The sequence below is a fragment of the Nitrospirillum guanabarense genome, assembly GCF_034653355.1.
Lineage (GTDB): Bacteria > Pseudomonadota > Alphaproteobacteria > Azospirillales > Azospirillaceae > Nitrospirillum.
On record NZ_JAYEER010000003.1, the window covers coordinates 892,334 to 908,259 of the forward strand.

General features: G+C 67.2%; 14 protein-coding genes and 1 riboswitch. Of the genes, 6 read left to right on the plus strand and 8 right to left on the minus strand.

Annotated elements, in window-relative coordinates; translation table 11 throughout:
* The first annotated feature begins 134 nt into the window (after window positions 1-134).
* Window positions 135-2,420 (plus strand): TonB-dependent hemoglobin/transferrin/lactoferrin family receptor, encoded by a 2,286-nt coding sequence (locus UAA55_RS13380; protein WP_322953326.1) that lies wholly within the window; start codon window positions 135-137, stop codon window positions 2,418-2,420.
* Window positions 2,421-2,550: 130 nt separating this feature from the next.
* Complete coding sequence (locus UAA55_RS13385) at window positions 2,551-3,561, plus strand: DUF6607 family protein (RefSeq protein ID WP_322953327.1); 1,011 nt, start codon at window positions 2,551-2,553, stop codon at window positions 3,559-3,561.
* Window positions 3,562-3,586: 25 nt separating this feature from the next.
* Here the strand turns inward: UAA55_RS13385 and UAA55_RS13390 are convergent, their stop codons facing one another.
* From UAA55_RS13390 to UAA55_RS13410, 5 genes are all read right to left on the minus strand, one after another.
* The gene (locus UAA55_RS13390; protein WP_322953328.1) at window positions 3,587-3,949 is read right to left on the minus strand and encodes a DUF1304 domain-containing protein; all 363 of its coding nucleotides are present in this window, start codon (window positions 3,947-3,949) and stop codon (window positions 3,587-3,589) included.
* A 126-nt stretch (window positions 3,950-4,075) separates the two neighbouring features.
* Window positions 4,076-6,526 (minus strand): TonB-dependent receptor plug domain-containing protein, encoded by a 2,451-nt coding sequence (locus tag UAA55_RS13395; protein ID WP_322953329.1) that lies wholly within the window; start codon window positions 6,524-6,526, stop codon window positions 4,076-4,078.
* 292 nt (window positions 6,527-6,818) lie between these two features.
* A complete protein-coding gene (locus UAA55_RS13400; protein WP_322953330.1) occupies window positions 6,819-7,229 on the minus strand; it encodes a c-type cytochrome in 411 nt (136 codons plus the stop codon).
* A gap of 12 nt (window positions 7,230-7,241) precedes the next feature.
* Window positions 7,242-8,843: a flavin monoamine oxidase family protein gene (locus tag UAA55_RS13405; RefSeq protein ID WP_322953331.1), complete on the minus strand. Its 1,602-nt coding sequence runs from the start codon at window positions 8,841-8,843 to the stop codon at window positions 7,242-7,244.
* 83 nt (window positions 8,844-8,926) lie between these two features.
* Window positions 8,927-9,493: a RidA family protein gene (locus UAA55_RS13410; protein ID WP_322953332.1), complete on the minus strand. Its 567-nt coding sequence runs from the start codon at window positions 9,491-9,493 to the stop codon at window positions 8,927-8,929.
* A gap of 855 nt (window positions 9,494-10,348) precedes the next feature.
* Between UAA55_RS13410 and UAA55_RS13415 the strand changes: the two genes are divergently transcribed.
* Both UAA55_RS13415 and UAA55_RS13420 read left to right on the plus strand, forming a co-directional pair.
* Entirely contained in the window at window positions 10,349-11,623 is a 1,275-nt protein-coding gene (locus tag UAA55_RS13415; RefSeq protein ID WP_322953334.1) for an MFS transporter, read from the plus strand.
* 20 nt (window positions 11,624-11,643) lie between these two features.
* Window positions 11,644-11,745: riboswitch (ZMP/ZTP riboswitch) on the plus strand.
* A gap of 26 nt (window positions 11,746-11,771) precedes the next feature.
* On the plus strand, window positions 11,772-12,434 hold the full coding sequence (locus UAA55_RS13420) for a LysE family translocator (protein ID WP_322953335.1): 663 nt from the start codon (window positions 11,772-11,774) through the stop codon (window positions 12,432-12,434).
* 103 nt (window positions 12,435-12,537) lie between these two features.
* Here the strand turns inward: UAA55_RS13420 and UAA55_RS13425 are convergent, their stop codons facing one another.
* Together UAA55_RS13425 and UAA55_RS13430 are read right to left on the minus strand one after the other, a co-directional pair.
* Complete coding sequence (locus UAA55_RS13425; RefSeq protein WP_322953336.1) at window positions 12,538-13,281, minus strand: acetoacetate decarboxylase; 744 nt, start codon at window positions 13,279-13,281, stop codon at window positions 12,538-12,540.
* A 232-nt stretch (window positions 13,282-13,513) separates the two neighbouring features.
* Window positions 13,514-13,813, minus strand: a complete 300-nt coding sequence (locus UAA55_RS13430; protein ID WP_322953337.1) for an NAD(P)-dependent oxidoreductase — start codon at window positions 13,811-13,813, stop codon at window positions 13,514-13,516.
* A 147-nt stretch (window positions 13,814-13,960) separates the two neighbouring features.
* On the opposite strand from UAA55_RS13430, the gene UAA55_RS13435 reads away from it, so the two are divergent.
* Together UAA55_RS13435 and UAA55_RS13440 are read left to right on the plus strand one after the other, a co-directional pair.
* Window positions 13,961-14,398: a winged helix-turn-helix transcriptional regulator gene (locus UAA55_RS13435; protein WP_322953339.1), complete on the plus strand. Its 438-nt coding sequence runs from the start codon at window positions 13,961-13,963 to the stop codon at window positions 14,396-14,398.
* 223 nt (window positions 14,399-14,621) lie between these two features.
* Window positions 14,622-14,984, plus strand: a complete 363-nt coding sequence (locus UAA55_RS13440) for a hypothetical protein (RefSeq protein ID WP_322953341.1) — start codon at window positions 14,622-14,624, stop codon at window positions 14,982-14,984.
* Window positions 14,985-15,050: 66 nt separating this feature from the next.
* On the opposite strand, the gene UAA55_RS13445 is transcribed toward UAA55_RS13440, so the two are convergent.
* A complete protein-coding gene (locus UAA55_RS13445) occupies window positions 15,051-15,839 on the minus strand; it encodes a MerR family transcriptional regulator (protein ID WP_322953343.1) in 789 nt (262 codons plus the stop codon).
* Between the last annotated feature and the right edge of the window lie 87 nt (window positions 15,840-15,926).

The following is a 15,926-nucleotide window of genomic DNA, read 5'->3' on the forward strand; positions in this document are numbered from 1 at the left end:
GCCGCCGGGTCAAACCTCTGCCTGCTCAGGGCCGGGTTGCGCCAGTGCCGGACCCAGCAATGAAAATGCGATTGATTCTTAATTTCATGAGTCATATAGGTGCACCAGGAACCAACCTGATGGGGAAAACAAGAATGCGGCAAACGCTGTTGAAGGCGACCGTTCCGGTTTGGCTGTTGGTGGCGCTGGGGGGCGTCACTCTGGCCCATACCGCGCTGGCGGCGGCTCCCGACCCGGCCCCCGCTGATGGCGCCGATGCTGATCCGGCGGCGACGGTCACCGTGACCGCCACGCGCACGGCCAAGGACATCAGCGACGTGCCGGCCAGCGTCAGCGTCATCACCAGCCAGCAGATCGACGAACAGCTGGCGACGGACATCAAGGATCTGGTGCGGTACGAGCCCGGCGTCTCCGTCCGCAAAAGCCCGGCGCGCTTCACCTTGGCGGGTGGGTCCACCGGGCGCGACGGCGACAGCGGCTTCAACATCCGGGGGCTGGAGGGCAACCGCGTCCTGATGCTGACCGACGGCATCCGTGTGCCCGACGCCTACAGCTTCGGCGCTCAGAACATGGGGCGCGGCGACTATGTCGACCTGGGCCTGCTGAAATCCGTGGAAATCCTGCGCGGTCCCGCCTCCGCCCTGTACGGCAGCGACGGCGTGGCCGGCGCGGTCAGCTTCATCACCAAGGACCCGGATGATTTCCTGACCGCAGGTAAGGACTGGGCGGCCCAAGGGTCGGTGGGCTACACCTCCGCCGACGGCGCCTGGTCCAAGGGGGCCGTGGCCGCGGGCCGGGTGGGCAAGTTGCAGGCCCTGGTGGCCTACACCCGCCGCGACGGCAACGAGACCGCGACCAACGGCGGCAACAACGCCGCCAACACCGACCGCACCACCGCCAACCCGCAGGACATCTACTCCAACGCCGTGCTGGCGAAAGTGGTGTACGAACCGTCGGACGCGCACCGCCTGCGTCTGACCTTCGACCATGACGACAACCACACCAACACCACGGTGTTGAGCGCCATCGCCAAGCCGCCACTGGCCGCCACCAGCGTGCTGGGCCTGATCGCCAGGGATCGGCAGGATCGCAACCGCGTCAGCGTCGACCACCGTTACGACATCGGCACTGACGTCATCGACAGCCTGCATTGGACGGCGTACTACCAGGAGACCCACGCCACCCAGTACGGGGCGGAGGATCGCAACACCGCCGTCGACCGCACGCGCGACAGCACCTTCGATACCAACGTCTACGGCTTCGACCTCCAGGGGCAGAGCAAGACGCTGGGCCACGACCTGACGCACACCTTCGTGTACGGCGGCGACTACTCGGTCACCCATCAGGAGTTGTTGCGCGACGGTACGGTGCCTTCGGCCGGTGACGCCTTCCCCTCGCGGGCCTATCCCACCACCGACTACACCCTGGCCGGCATCTTCCTGCAGGACGAGATCAACGCCTTCGACAAGCGGCTGACCCTCTACCCGGCCGTGCGCTTCGATTACTACGACCTGTCGCCCAAGAAGGACGACCCGCTGTTCACGGCGCTGACGCCCATTTCCAAGAACGACAGCCACGTCTCGCCCAAGCTGGGCATCCTCTACCACCTGCTGCCGGATGTGGGTGTGTTCGTGAACCTGGCGGAGGGCTTCAAGGCGCCGGCGCCGTCGCAGGTGAACAACGGCTTCGCCAACCCCACACAGAACTACAAGTCCGTTTCCAACCCCAACCTGAAGGCGGAGACCAGCCAGACCATCGAGGGCGGCTTCAAGTTCAACGGGGGCTGGGGTGAAAAGACGGGGGGCGCCGGTGTCGAGAACGCTGTGCTGGGCGGCGGCCGCTGGGACGCCAGCGTCACCGGCTATGCCGGCCGCTACCGCGACTTCATCGACCAGGTGCAGGTCGGCGGTACCTTCACCGCCGCCAACCCGGCCGTCTACCAGTACGTGAACCTGTCGCGGGTGACCTTGCAGGGGGCGGAGGCCAAGGGCCAGGTCACCCTGAACTCGGGCATCGGCGCGCTGGCCGCCTTCTCCTACACCCACGGCGAAAGCACGTCGGGCGGCGTCACCACGCCGCTGGATAGTGTCGACCCGTGGAAGCTGGTGCTGGGCGTCACCTACCGCGACCCGGCGGGCCGCTTCGGCGGCCAGGTCACCATGACCCATTCCGGGGCCAAGGACCGGTCCGACGTCAGCAGCGCGACCTACTTCATTCCTGGGGCCTTCACCATCCTGGACGCCACCGCCTACTGGAATGTGACGGAGAACGCCAGCATCCGCGCCGGAATCTTCAACCTGACGGATGAGAAGTACTGGTGGTGGGGCGACGTGCGCGGCCAAGCCTCCACGTCCACCGTGCTGGACGCCTGGACCCAGCCGGGCCGCAACGTCGGCGCCTCCCTGACCCTGAAGCTGTGACCCTGAAGCTCTGATCCCGATCCGGCCGGTGGGGGGAACGCCTGGCCGGGTCGCGCGTGGCGGCGGGCCCCGCCCGTGCCCGCCGCCACCTTCCTCCCCGATCGCATGACCTGCCCCAAGAGGCCCACCGATGACCCTGCATGACACCCTGAAGACCGGTCGCCGGTCTTTTTTGACCGGCGCCGCCCTGCTGGGCGTGACCGCCCACCTGCCACCGGCCGCCCGCGCGGCCGAAACCACCGCAACCTCCTCCACCGCGCCGGAACAGGACCGTAAAGCCATCCTGGCCATGGCAGGCACCTTTAAGGTGACCTTCGATTTCCGGGAAACCACGGCCTTCCTGGCCGACTACAAGCCCATCGCGCCCAAGGTCAGCGGCGGGGAGGAGGTGGTGCGGGTGGTGGAGGACACCGGTTCCATCATCCGCCTGCAGCACATCCTGGTGGTGGACGGCGACGACGGCCTGCCCGTGGTGGTGAAGCATTGGCGCCAGGATTGGGTTTATCAGCCCGCCACCGTGCTGACCTACCAGGGCACCGGCCGCTGGTCGCTGACCCCGGTGGACGCCGCCGCGAAGGGCGCCTGGTCGCAGACCGTCTGGCAGACGGACGATTCCCCGCGCTATGGCGGGGTGGGCCGCTGGCGCCACGATGCCGGCGTCTCGCGCTGGACCGGCGACGAGACGTGGCGGCCCCTGGCCCGCCGCGACGCCACCCGCCATCCGCCCTATGACCGCTACAGCGGCACCAATCGCCACGCGCTCACGCCCGCCGGCTGGGTGCATGAGCAGGACAACGCCAAGCTGGGCGTTCGTGACGGCGCGCTGGTGACCTTCGTGCATGAGACGGTGGTCAACACCTACGTCCGCTTCAGCGATTTCCCCGTCGCGGCGGCCGACGACTACTGGGCCAAGACGTCCACCTACTGGGCGGCTGTGCGTGCCGCCTGGGACCAGGCCATCGCCCGGCACCAGGGGGTAAGCGTGACGGAGGAGGCCAACAACGGCTCCGTCACCGGCAAGGCGCTGATGGGCCTGGCCGACACCATCGCCAAGGGCGGCAAAAGCACCCCGGACGCCATCGCCGAAGCCCGCCGCGTCGTCGCCGACGCGACGCGAAGCGCGGCCAAGTCCGGGGCCTGACGCTGCCCCGGGCCTTGTCAGATTTTCACGCCAGCCACAGCGTCGCCAGGGCCACGGCCGCCGGCATCGCCTGGATCATCAGGATGCGGCGGCTGACGGACCAGGCGCCGTAAGCGCCGGCCACGATCACGCACAGCAGGAAGAAGGTCTTGATGTGCAGCGCCGCCGACGGGTCGGGATAGGTCAGGCCCCAGACCAGGCCCGCCGCCAGGAAGCCGTTGTACAGGCCCTGGTTGGCGGCCAGCACGGCCGTCTGCGCGGCCTTTTCCGGGGAGTTGCGGAAGGTGCGCAGGCCCAGCGGCTTGGTCCACAGCACCATCTCCAGCACCAGGAACCAGGCGTGCAGCAGGGCCACCACGGCCACCAGGATATTCGCGATAACGGCCATGGAAAGGACGTCCCCCAAAGGTTGTTATGGACCCACTATGCCGGGTGCCGGGGTGTTGGCAAACACCAAAGGAAAAGGCCGCCCGGTCACCCGGGCGGCCTCCTTGATCACGGCTGGATCAGGCGCTTACCACTTGTAGGCCACGCGGAAATAGTACATGCCGCCATCGTACCCGAACGGCGAGGTGTCCGGGTACTGGTCGCCATAGTTCAGGCGGCCGGCGCTGCGGTTCTTCTGCGGGTACTTGTCGAACAGGTTCTGCGCGCCGACGGTGGCGGTCAGAGCCTCGGTCACCTTGTACCCGATCTCCGCATCGAAGATCCAAGCGGGGTCGTAATGCTGGCCGGCGCTGGAATTGTCCTGCCAGGCGCCGTAGTAGCTGCCACGGTACATGAGGCTGAGCGCGCCGATGTCATAGGTGGCGGTCAGGTTCACGCGATAATGAGGGAGGCCGTTCTCGATATCCGCCTTGCGGTTGGCGTCGATCACGCTGGCGTCGTACTTGGTGACGTCGGTGTGGTTGATGTTGGCCGCCGCGGTCAGGTGCAGGTCGCCGTCATAAACCTCGAAGGTCTTGTTGGCGACGATGTCCACGCCCTGGCTGCGGGTATCGAAGGCGTTGGTGAAGAAGTTGACGTTGCCCAGGGTGTTGGCGCCCACCACGCCCAGCGCCGCCAGCTTGATCTGGTCGGCGGCGGAGACGGTGAAGTCGCTGGTGATGCCGATGCGGTCCTCGACCTTGATGTTGTAGTAGTCGACGGTCAGGTTGACGCCGCCCGGCAAGTCGAAGACCAGGCCGCCGGCGATGTTGAAGGAGGTCTCGGGCTTCAGCGTCTTGGCGCCGTAGTACTGGGCCACCACGCTGTTGACCGGGAAGGTGCCCAACACGATGGGTTCCGGACTGCCCGCCTTGAAGGTGGTCTGCGTGCTGCTGATGTGCGACTGGCCGGGCGTGGGGGCGCGGAAGCCGGTGTTGATGGACGACCGCACGGCCACCCAGTCGGTCAGCTGGTAGCGGCCGAAGATCTTCCAGTTGGTGGTGTCGCCAAAATCGTCGAAGTCCTCATACCGCAGGGCCACGCCGGCGCTCAGGTCCTTGATGATGTCGGCTTCGGCGTCGGCGTAGAAGGCGTAGTTGCCGCGTGGGTATTGGCCAGCGTCGTTGGCGGTGAAGCCGGGGTAGCCGTTGGACCCGATGGGCATGCCGGCCGTGTAGTACTGGCCGGCCTGGTACGAGGCCACGTCGCCCGACTTGATGGTGTAGGTCTCGCGCCGGTATTCACCGCCGCCCGCCAGCGTCAGGGGGCTGGCCAGCCAACTGAGGTTGATGGGATAGGTCAGGTCCAGGTTCAGGTTGGTCTCCTCCTGGATCTGGGTGCCGACATAGAACTGGTGCGGGCTGCTGGGCCCGAGCGAGGGGTTGACGGTATTGCGGATGCTGTAGCGCAGCTCATCCTTGCCGTAGCTGGCGCTGGCATCGATGATCAGGCCGTTCTTCAGCGTCGTCTTGTAGCCGCCGGTGATGCTGCTATCCAAGATGTCGCCGTAGAACCACGGCGTGAAGCCGTTGGGGAAGACGCTGTTCCACTTGAACGTGGCGCCATTGGCCAGGGTGAACGGGGTGATCAGCCACGACACCGTGGTGGGGTTGCGGTAGTTGAAACTTTCCTTGGCATAGCTGTGGCCGAAGTTGCCGAACAGGTAGATCTTGGAATTGTCGCCCAGGTCGACGCCGCTGTTGATGAACAGCCGCTCCGCCTCCACCGCCGGGTCGCCGAAGCGCTGCGCGGGGTTGGGGATGGTCAGGCCCTGAGCCGCCAGCTTGGCGGCATCGGGGCGCTGCGTCCCGCGCGAGGTCGGGTCGTTCTTCACATACTCGGCGCTGATGTTCACGAAGCCGCGGTCGCCCAGCGGCAGGCCGGAATTGGCCTGGATGTGGGCGCTGCCGCCGTCGCCGGCATAGGTCTGGCCCCACTGGGCCACCACCGTGCCCTGGTCGGCGCTGTCCTTCAGGGTGAAGTTCATGACGCCGGCGATGGCGTCGGAACCGTACTGGGCGGCGGCGCCGTCGCGCAGCACTTCCAGCTGCTTGATGGCGATGGCCGGGATTTGCGCCAGGTCGGGGCCCTGCGAGCCCACGGTCAGGCCGTTGGCGCCGATCTGCACCAGGGCCGAGCGGTGGAAGCGCTTGCCGTTGATCAGCACCAACGTCTCATCGGGCGGCAGGCCGCGCAGCGTCGGCGGGCGCACGAAGGTCGACCCGTCGGAGATGGAGAAGCGGGCGACGTTGAAGGACGGCACCAACTGGCGCAGCAGGTCGTTGGTGTCGCCGCCCGCCTGGCGCGACAGGTCGTCCGGCGTGAACACGTCGATGGGCGACGGGCTGTCTGCCACCGAGCGGTCGACGCGGCGGCTACCGGTCACCACGATTTCCGACAGGGTGTCGGCATCGGCGGCCGGCGCCGGCGCCGGTGCCGCCAGGGCAGTGCCCATGGCCATCCAACCCGCTGAGCACAGCAGGGCGATACTGAAGGCTTTACGCGCACTTATGGCGTTGGTGTTGTTTGTAAGCGTCATGTTGGCCCCCTGATCTTTGGAAGTTTTGTTAGATCACGGCAGCTTGATGGCGCGATTCCCCACGAATTTTATGAAATGAAGCAACTCATTGTCCCGGCCGCCTCTTTTCAAATTCCTCATCCATTGCGATGCGGAAGTGAACTTGCCTTTTTAAAAGGCGGTTTGACTTACAGAAGTACTCCTTTCCCTCGCCTTGGGCTTTTCGGACCTTTTTCTGGCCTGGGGGCTTCCCGATCCCCGTCCAGGAAAAGTGTCCTTCAAGACCCGTTGAACCCAGCACCGGCCGTCCCGCTCAATGGGTGACGGTCGGCGCCTTGTCCTGCGGATGGGCGTTCGCCTTCACTTGCGCGACGAAGCCCGTGTCCACGGCCGGGGCCTTGTTGCCCCAGGCCTGCCGGACGTAGCTGATGATATCCGCCAGTTGCTCCTCGCTCAGCAGGGCCGCGAAAGTGGGCATGCCGCCCCGGCCCTGCAGCACGGTGCGCACCACCGGCTCCGGATCGCCCTGCACGAAGGGGTCGCCCGCCAGCGCCGGGAAGGCGCCCTTCACGCCCAGGCCGGTCTTCTGGTGGCAGGCGGCGCATTTGTGGTTGAACAGGTCCTGGCCCTTGGCCACGTCCTGCGCCAGGGCGGGCGGCGTCATGGCCAGGCCGGCGACACCAGCGGTGAGGACAGCGGCGGTGAGGATGATGGTCTTGCGCATCGTTCCCCTCCCTCACGCCGCCACGCGCTGGTGGATCTGGGCGATCTGGTGCCAGGCGGACTCGATGGCCCCGGCCTGCCAGCCGCCGATGTAGCTGATGTGCTCCCCCGCCAGATAGATGCGGCGGTCGGGCTTGACCAGCACCGGATAGGCGGTCGCCCGCGCCTCCGCGCTCCAGTTGCCCCAGCCGCCCAGATTGTACTGGATCAGGTGCCAGGACGCGGAGAACGCGGTCTCAAAGCTGTCCTTGTATTGCGGGAAGATGCGCTGCCCCGCCTCCAGCGCGATGGCCGCGCGCTCCGCCGGGGTGTTGCCGCTCATGTCCGTCGCGTCGGCGCCGAACATGTAATAACCCAGCAGCACGCCCTTGGCCGATTGCCAGCCGGACGACGGCAGGCTGATCAAATTGATGCCGGGCGCGTCGGTGTAGACGTGGCCGCCGTAGATGGCGTCGTCCTCTTCCCAGAAGCGGCGTTTCATCTGCAGGCCGATTTTGCAGACGGGATCATAGGACAGCATGCCCATGGCCTGCTTATAGGCGCTGGAAAAGTCGGCATCGATGGTCCGCAGCACGCTGACCGGGATGGTGCACAGGCAGTAATCGGCGCTGACCGTGGCGCGCTTGCCCGTCTTGGTGTCCAGATAGTCCACTGTGACGCCGCTGTCGGACTGGCGGATGCGCTCCACCTCCGCGTTGTACTTGATCAGGTGGCCGACATGCTTCTCGAAACCCTTGGCGATGCGGTCCATGCCGCCCACGGGCTGGAACATGGTGTGCTGCTGGTCGAAGGTGCCGACCGACTGGACCATGCGCCATAGCCTGGATTGCACCAGGTCGGGGAAGGCATAGGGCACGCTGGGCACGCCGGGACCGGGGTCGTCGATGCCGGCGCCCGGCTTGACCTTGTAGCCGCGGCCTTCCGTGCCGCGATAGCTGAGGTCGCTCTCCAGATAGCCTTCGCCGCGCAGGTACTCGATGAATAGTTCCACATCGTCCTTGGCCAGGCCGGTGTCCAGCTTGCCCGAGGTGGCGGCTTTGGCCACCAGTTCCGAGGTGTAGCCGCGCATGTCGGCCCGAACCTCGAACTGGCGCACGCGCTTGCCGGCCAGCGGGCCCTTCACCGTGTCGAACTGGGCGTAGCTGGCGTCGTTCTCGTTGACAAAGACCTCCAGCGGGATGCCGAAGGTCTTGGTGTAGTGCAGGGTGGAGCGATGGCAGAACGGGATGCGCCAGGGGCCGTGGTTAAGGTACAGACCCTCGTCAAACTTGCACTCCTGCTCTTCCCCGCCCAGCTCCGTCAACTTGAAGCCCTTGCGCGCCGTCTGGCAGCGGCCGCCGCCGAAGGCGCGGGCCTCCAGGATGGTGACCTGATAGCCCAGCTTGGACATCTCATAGGCCGCCGTCATGCCGGCCACGCCGGCGCCCAGGATCAGCAGTTTGTGTCCCGCGCCGGAACCGCGCAGGGCCGGTGGCGCGCTGGCCATCGAGGCGATGCCCGCCCCCCAGGCGTTCAGCGCCGTCATCACCATGGCGCTGCCGCCCAGCAGCGCCGCCTTCTCCAGAAAATGGCGCCGTGTCACACCGGCGCCGGGCAGGTTCCTCATGGCAGGCATATGCACCCCTCCTTGTCCGCATCGCGGGACCGCCCGCCGGTTCACGACGGGCGTCACTTGGCCTCTTGGCCGCCGCAGCGGCGTCAGGGGGCGCGGGCGGCGATCACCTCGATCTCGACCATCAGGCCGGGAGCCGCCAGGCCCGCCACCTGCACCGTCGTGCGGGCGGGCTTGTTGGGCTGGTCGGCGGTGCCGAAGAACTGGGTATAGCCGGACATCATGCCGGCGAAATCCATCTTGCCGTCATGGGCCGGGTCGCCCACCAGGTAGACGTGCATCATGATCACGTCGCCCAAGGTCAGCTTCTGGGCGGCCAGCGCCTCCTTGATCTTGTTCAGGGTGCTCACGGTTTGGGTGGCGGTGTCGCCATAGGCCTGCGGGCTGCCCTTGGGCGCGTTGGGGTCGGCCACCGAGGGCGTCATGCCGCTGAGGTACACCACGTCCGATCCCGCCGGCACGGAAACGGCGGCGGAGATGGGGAACCCGCCGACGGCGTCGGTGCGGGTGATGGGCTGTTTGGCGGTCGCCGTTCCGCTGGAGGAGATGATGCCGGCTTCGGTGATGATGGCGGCCAGCACAGCGGTCAGGGCCAGGGCGCCCAGGAAGCGGACCATGCGGCGCTCGGGACTGCGGGGGGAATTCGTGGTCAAGGCAAGGCTCTCCTGTTCCGTTATTTTTGTGGTCCCGTATCAGCGCACCCGCCGTAACCGGGTGGCCGGTGCCACTTTTGATTTCATCCCGCCTCTCGGGCGGCGGGATTTTCGTCTCCGGCCCGCCGGGCCGGGCCCGGCGGGCGGAGTGGGGTAGTCGGCGGCGACCAGGAGAGTGTGCGATGCACAAGGCTCCCCAAGTGGCCGGTACAGGGGTGCGCTGCCGGGTCAGCGCCGCGCGCGGTTGCCGGGGCGGGTCCTCATGCTGGGGTTGATAGGGGTATGGAAAGGAAATGGACGCTGAAAATGCGAATGGCCGCCCGCATGGGCGGCCAAGGCCACACTATAATCCGTGAAATTATAAGCGACGCGAGTCGGAGTCATTCCCTTGTGCCGAATCTTGCCCAGGCCAATCTGTCCCAGAATTCGGCATATGTCTTTGACAATGATGGTGACGGCCCGTTTCGTCATGCGTCTCTGTCAAATTTGGGGTGGTATGGAACTTTTCTGGCGCTTCTCTTCTATCGACCCAACTGCCAAAACTCCGACCCCACATCCTTTTTCAGGAAGGTGAGACCGTTTTCACTCTGTCAGGGTTTATCAGCAATAAGCGGGCCAATTCGTTCGCGGCTGCGATATTAGCATTCCAGCGGCGATGGCGGCGGGTCAGTCGCACAGCGATTGGGCAATTCAGGATTGTTACAGGCATGTTGCCGCAAAGCTGTGCAGAGGCGACGATCTTGAGAAGTCCGACCGCAAGGATTGGTAGCTGTGGGGAACGACACTGGACAGTTCGGCGGCTTGCTGTAAGCAGGGGAGCCTGATCGGTCCAACCGCCATCCTCGACGTCTTCGCATGCGCCTGCTGAAACCTTTGGCCCATGGCCCCATCGCCCGTCTATGGGGCGCGTTGTCGCTGTCGGCGGTGGGTGACCAGCTGCATCAGATGGCCCTGGTCTGGCTGGCCGTTGGGCTGGTGGGGCCGGACACGGGCTATGTCGCGGCGGCGGACACGGTGGCGCTGATGGCCGTGGCCCTGCTGGCCGGCGCTTGGGTGGAGCGGTGGGACCAGGGCGGCGTCATGATGGCGGCCGACCTGGCGCGCGCCGGCCTGGCGGCCGTGCCGGTGCTGGCGGCGCTGACCGGCCATCTCACCCTCTGGACCCTGGTGGTGCCGTCGGTGGCGCTGTCCGCGTTGGCGGGACTGTTCGATCCGGCGTTGCAGGCTTCCCTTCCCCGTCTGACGGCGGATCGCAGCCTGCTGGCCGCCACCAACGCCCTGTTCGATGGCACCCTGCGCCTGGCGCGCCTGGTGGGCCCCACCCTGGCGGGCGCCCTGGCCACACTGATGCCGCCCGTGGCGCTGATGGGCGTGAACGGCCTCAGCTTCCTGGCCTCCGCCTGCGCGGTGTTCAGCGTGAGGTCGCATCTGGCCGATCCCGCGGCGCGGACGCCCATGCGGAAGGCGGCGGTGGAAGCCCTCGCGGGGCGGTTGCTGGCCGGCTGGCGGCTGACGCGGCGGGAACCGCCCTTCACCTATCTGCTGTGGCGCAGCGGCCTGACCGGTGGCCTGTGGACCCTGACCATTTGGCTGTCGCTGCCCTTGCTGGTGCGCCAGCAGGATTTGGCTGGCTTCGGCCTCAGCGGACTGTCGGCCCTGGCCCTGCTGTTCTCGGCCTACGGCGCCGGCAACCTGATCAGCAATCTGGTAGTGGGCAGCCTGCACCCGGGCGGCATGCTGACACGCCGGCCCATGGCCCTGGTGGTGGCGGGCGATGCGTTGGTGGGCGGCGGCTTCGTCGTCATGGCGTTGGCGACCGTCGTGCCCGCCCCCTGGACCTTGCCGGCCCTGGCGCTGGCCGCCGCGGCCACCGCCACGGGCGGCCCGCTGTGCCAGATCCCCATCACCACCCTGCGCCAGACGCGGTTCAGCGGGGGTGAGATCGCCGCCGTCTTCCGCTTGTTCCTGGTGCTGGACTGCCTGGGGACGCTGACGGCCATGACGGCGGCACCCACGTTGTTGAACCTCTTGCCCACGCCCCTGGTCATGGCCGCGTGTGGCGCCGCCATCCTGGGCATGGCGCTGGTCTTCGGCCGGCGGGCGGGCCGGCACACCCTGGTTGCGGGCTAAGGCCGCGGCGGTTACGCTCTTTCCATCCGCGTGACTGGCGTAGGCCCCCGACCAGCGGGGCTAGATGGGGCACCATCGGGAAGCGCGGACGCACCCTCGTGCCGCACGCCTGGGCCATCCACCCGTCTTGAACGGAAAGGGGCGTCCCATGCTTGCCAGTCTGATCCCCATCCTCGTCGCCTTGCTGCTGGGGGCCATGGCCCCCGGCCCCAGTTTCGTGCTGGTCACCCGCACCGCCGTCACCCAGTCCCGCCGCAATGGCCTGGCCGCCGCCGCCGGCATGGGCGTGGGCGGGACCTTTTTCGGAACCTTGGCCCTGCTGGGCCTGACGGCGCTGCTGGCCCAGGTCGCCTGGCTGAACATGGCGCTGCGCCTGGCGGGCGGCCTCTACCTTCTCTATCTCGCCCTGCGCATGTGGCAGGGGGCGGGCACGCCGCTCGCCATGGGCGCGGGCATGCTCGCCGATGGCCGCGCGCCGTCCCTGGGCCGGGCCTTCGTCGTGGCGCTGGCGACCCAGCTCAGCAATCCCAAGACCGCCGTCGCCTACGCCAGCATCTTCGCCGCCCTCTTGCCCGCCCAGTCCGAGTTTGGGGATCGGCCACCCCATCTGCTGCTGGTCCTGCCGCCGGTCATCTTCCTGATCGAGGCCGGCTGGTACAGTGTCGTGGCCCTGGCCTTTTCGCTGGAGGCGCCACGCCGCGCCTACCTGAAGGCCAAGGGCGGCATCGACCGGCTGACTGGCACGGTCATGGGGGCGCTGGGCCTGCGCCTGATGGCGGACGCCGTGCGCGACGCGGCCTTGGCGCGCTGAAGCCAGCGGCATGTGGCGGTCCCCGATCGGGGACCGCAGCAGATTTCTGAAGAACGGAACCGGAACGCGGGGAAGGTGGGCGCGGACGCGCCCACCAGCGGGATCAATCCAGATAATCGTGCAGAACCCGCCCGAAGGGCAGGGTGAAGTCCACCACCTGGTGGCGGCCGCCGACGATGCGGCGCACCGGCAGGTCGGCCACGCGGCAGTTGACGTGGGGCGTCAGGTGCAGGCGGGCGGGGCCGTCCCAGGCGCCGTGGACATGGATGTCCGTCAGGTTATAGCCGACCAGTTGCGCCACCTTGGGCCCGCCGTCCACGTCGGGAATGAACTTCAGGTTCACGTTCAGCTTGCCTATGCCCTTGGCGACCTCGTCCAGCCGGTCGGCCAGGCTAAAGTGCTTGTAGGTCATGGTGCCCATGGCCACCCGCTCCTCATCATAGTGCAGGGTGCCGGTCAGCGTGTCCTTCTGCACCTTCAGGCGGGGAACGCCGTATTTCTTGGGGAAGCCCCAGATCTCCCGGCCGGCGGTGATGGGCGGCTCGTCATCCAGGTACATCTGGACCGAGAAGTTGCAGGGCTCGCCATTCAGCTGGGCGACGATGCCGGTACCGCTTTCCTCATAATCGCCGAAGCCGGAGCTGTCCGGCATCTTCATCCACTCGTAAAAGCACAGGTTGCCCGGCGCCGGTTCCAGCGGCTCCGGCAGGGCCCGGCGGATGGCCTCCGGATCGCTCTCATAGGTGATGATCAGATATTCGCGGCGGATGAAGCGGTACGGCCCCCGGGGATAGCTGGGGCTGAACAGGGGCATGGAGCTGGCAGAAAGGATCTCGTCACGATTCATGTCGGCACTACTCCCAGGCATTCGGGGCCTAAAGGGGGGAAGCACCGGGACCGGTCGACAGGCGGGATGGTTGCTGGACGTTGGCGGCGGACCGATACCCGGACGAAGGGATGACCAGGATGGCGGATGCATTCCCGGAAAACCATTCCCTGTCCGAGTAATTTTTGTTGCGCCGCATCAAACCAAAGACCCCCGGGGGCGGCGGATAGCCGCACCCCATTTCCCAGTATTATCAATAACCGACGGTGAAGCGGCGGTTGGCGTGCGCCGGGCTCTCCACCTCATCCACCAGCGCGACCGCGAAATCCTCGTGGCTGATCTGGCTCTTGCCCGTGGCATCGACCAGCAGCTGGTCGTCGGACAGGCGGAACCGGTCGGTGCGCTCCCCGGCGAAGAAGAAGGCGGACGGCGACAGGAAGGTCCATTCCACGCCCTGGCCGGCACCCTGGCGCAGGGCGTTCAGCACATCGCGGCCGGCGCTGGCCTCGGCCTTGTAGGCGGCGGGGAATTCCGGCGTGTCGATCAGGGCCACGCCGGGCGCCACCTCCAGCGAGCCGGCACCTTGGCCGCCGGGTTTGAAGAAGGCATGTTCCGGTGCCCTGGTTATCGCGGCATTACCACCCGGCGCCCCTGTGAATTGGTACTTGCACGGGTTGGCGCGCTTATGACGGAGACACCCATGGACGGACGCACGCCGGCAACCCCCGTGGAGACCGCCATCGCCGAGGATGTGGTGGCCGCCGGCTACCAGCCGGACGCGGGGGACGGTGTCTGCCCGGTGCGCGACGTGCTGGACCGCCTGGGTGACGCGTGGAGCGTCCTGGTCATCCGTCACCTGGACGGGGGCCCCGCCCGTTTCAACGCCCTGCGCCGCGCCATCGAGGGCATTTCCCAGCGCATGCTCGCCCAGACCCTGCGCAAGCTGGAACGCGACGGCTTGGCCAGCCGCACCGTGTTCCCCACCACCCCGCCACAGGTGGAATACGCCCTGACCGATCTGGGCCGCAGCTTCTCCGCCCGCCTGGCGCAACTGGCCCAATGGGCCTTCCTGCACCAGCCCGCCATCCGCGCCAGCCGCCAGGCCTACGACGCCGTCATGGGCGATCGCCCCACGTAAGGAATGAGGCGGCATGACGCTGCGACACTATGTCGCCATCCATGGCTGCGGTTAACCACAATCATGCGATGAACAACAAACCCGCAATCAATATGCTGGCGCCATTCTATCTCTTAAGTGGTGACTCCTCATGCATATTCGGTTAGCGCTTGCTGCCTCTTTCGCCATATTCAGCCTGTCGGCCTGCTCCTCAATCATTGAGGGCACCTCTCAGGAAATCACCGTGAACACCAATCCGGCCGGTGCGAATTGCGCCCTGGAGCGGGAAGGCACGGTCATCGCCCGGGTCAGCCAGACCCCGGCGTCGGCCACGGTGAAGAAGACCAAGCACGACATCACCGTCCGCTGCACCAAGGATGGCTTCCAGGAAGTGACCTTCCTGGACAAATCCGGCACCGCCGGCGCCACGGTCGGCAATATCCTGGCCGGCGGCGGCATTGGCTGGGCCATCGACAGCGCCAGTGGTGCCGACAACAAGTACGACAGCCCGGTGAACATTACCCTGGTGCCGGTCGGCGCCGCCGCGCCGGCCCCGACGTCCGCGCCCGCCGCGGCTCCCGCCCCGGCGGCACCGGCCGTCAAGTAACCGCGGGCTGCCGGGAAAAAGAAAGGGCGATGGCCAAACGGCCGCCGCCCTTTTTCTTCAGCTCGATCAGGCCTGGGGCGTCTTCATGGCGGCAGCCACATAGTCCCATAGACCCTGGTCGAAGGGCAGGCCCTGGCCCTGTGGGTCGCGGTCCAGCGCCTTCCGCCACAGGCCGGCGGTGCGCTGCGCCACGTCGGCGTCGCCTTGGGTGAAGGCGGCGACCAGGCCCTGCCAACGACGGGCGGCGTCCCGCGCGCGGGCGTCGCTGGCGGGCACGCCGGCCTGGCGCAGGGCCTGGATGTCGGCGATCAGCTGGTTCCAGGCGCGGGCGCCCTCGGTCGCCGCCTCCTCGGTCCCCCGGGGTGTCATCAGGGTGGCGCGCTCCTCAGCCGTGTAGTCCTCGGCCAGGACGGTGCGCAGGGTTTCAGGCATCGTGTTCATGTCCAATCTCCGGATCAAGGTGCACAGGTCTTCGACGGAGATCGGGGTGGTGCCGGGGCGGGACGTGTCGGTGCGGGCCAGGGCCTGTTCCACCAAATCCAGGCCCGCCTGTGCCGCCGCCAGCCGGCCACGCCAGAGGGCCGCCTGGACCTCCAGCACGCGCCGCAGCGACGGGGTGTCCCCCGCCAGGACCTTGGAGACTTCGGCCAGCGGCAGGCCCAGCGACTTCAGCGCCTGGATGACGCCCAGGCGCTGGAACTCGCGCGGGCCGTACAGCCGCCAGCCTTTCCCGGTGCGCGGCGGGTCCAGCAGGCCACGGGCCTCATAGACGCGCAGCGCCCGGACGGTCAGCCCGGTGCGCGCGGCCGCTTCCGCCGCCGTCAGCATCGGTTCCGCCGCCTGCTTCCTGGTCATGCCGTTCGCTCTTGTAAGCACCGTCCGTCCCCGATCATCGTCGATGAACGAATGGTGCGGGTATGACCCAAGGTTCGGCTCAAGAGG

Coding starts and splice junctions, on each gene's coding strand:
- UAA55_RS13380 (WP_322953326.1), top strand. CDS start 135: ATGCGGCAAACGCTGTTGAAGGCGACCGTTCCGGTTTGGCTGTTGGTG.
- UAA55_RS13385 (WP_322953327.1), top strand. CDS start 2,551: ATGACCCTGCATGACACCCTGAAGACCGGTCGCCGGTCTTTTTTGACC.
- UAA55_RS13390 (WP_322953328.1), bottom strand. CDS start 3,949: ATGGCCGTTATCGCGAATATCCTGGTGGCCGTGGTGGCCCTGCTGCAC.
- UAA55_RS13395 (WP_322953329.1), bottom strand. CDS start 6,526: ATGACGCTTACAAACAACACCAACGCCATAAGTGCGCGTAAAGCCTTC.
- UAA55_RS13400 (WP_322953330.1), bottom strand. CDS start 7,229: ATGCGCAAGACCATCATCCTCACCGCCGCTGTCCTCACCGCTGGTGTC.
- UAA55_RS13405 (WP_322953331.1), bottom strand. CDS start 8,843: ATGCCTGCCATGAGGAACCTGCCCGGCGCCGGTGTGACACGGCGCCAT.
- UAA55_RS13415 (WP_322953334.1), top strand. CDS start 10,349: ATGCGCCTGCTGAAACCTTTGGCCCATGGCCCCATCGCCCGTCTATGG.
- UAA55_RS13420 (WP_322953335.1), top strand. CDS start 11,772: ATGCTTGCCAGTCTGATCCCCATCCTCGTCGCCTTGCTGCTGGGGGCC.
- UAA55_RS13425 (WP_322953336.1), bottom strand. CDS start 13,281: ATGAATCGTGACGAGATCCTTTCTGCCAGCTCCATGCCCCTGTTCAGC.
- UAA55_RS13435 (WP_322953339.1), top strand. CDS start 13,961: ATGGACGGACGCACGCCGGCAACCCCCGTGGAGACCGCCATCGCCGAG.
- UAA55_RS13445 (WP_322953343.1), bottom strand. CDS start 15,839: ATGACCAGGAAGCAGGCGGCGGAACCGATGCTGACGGCGGCGGAAGCG.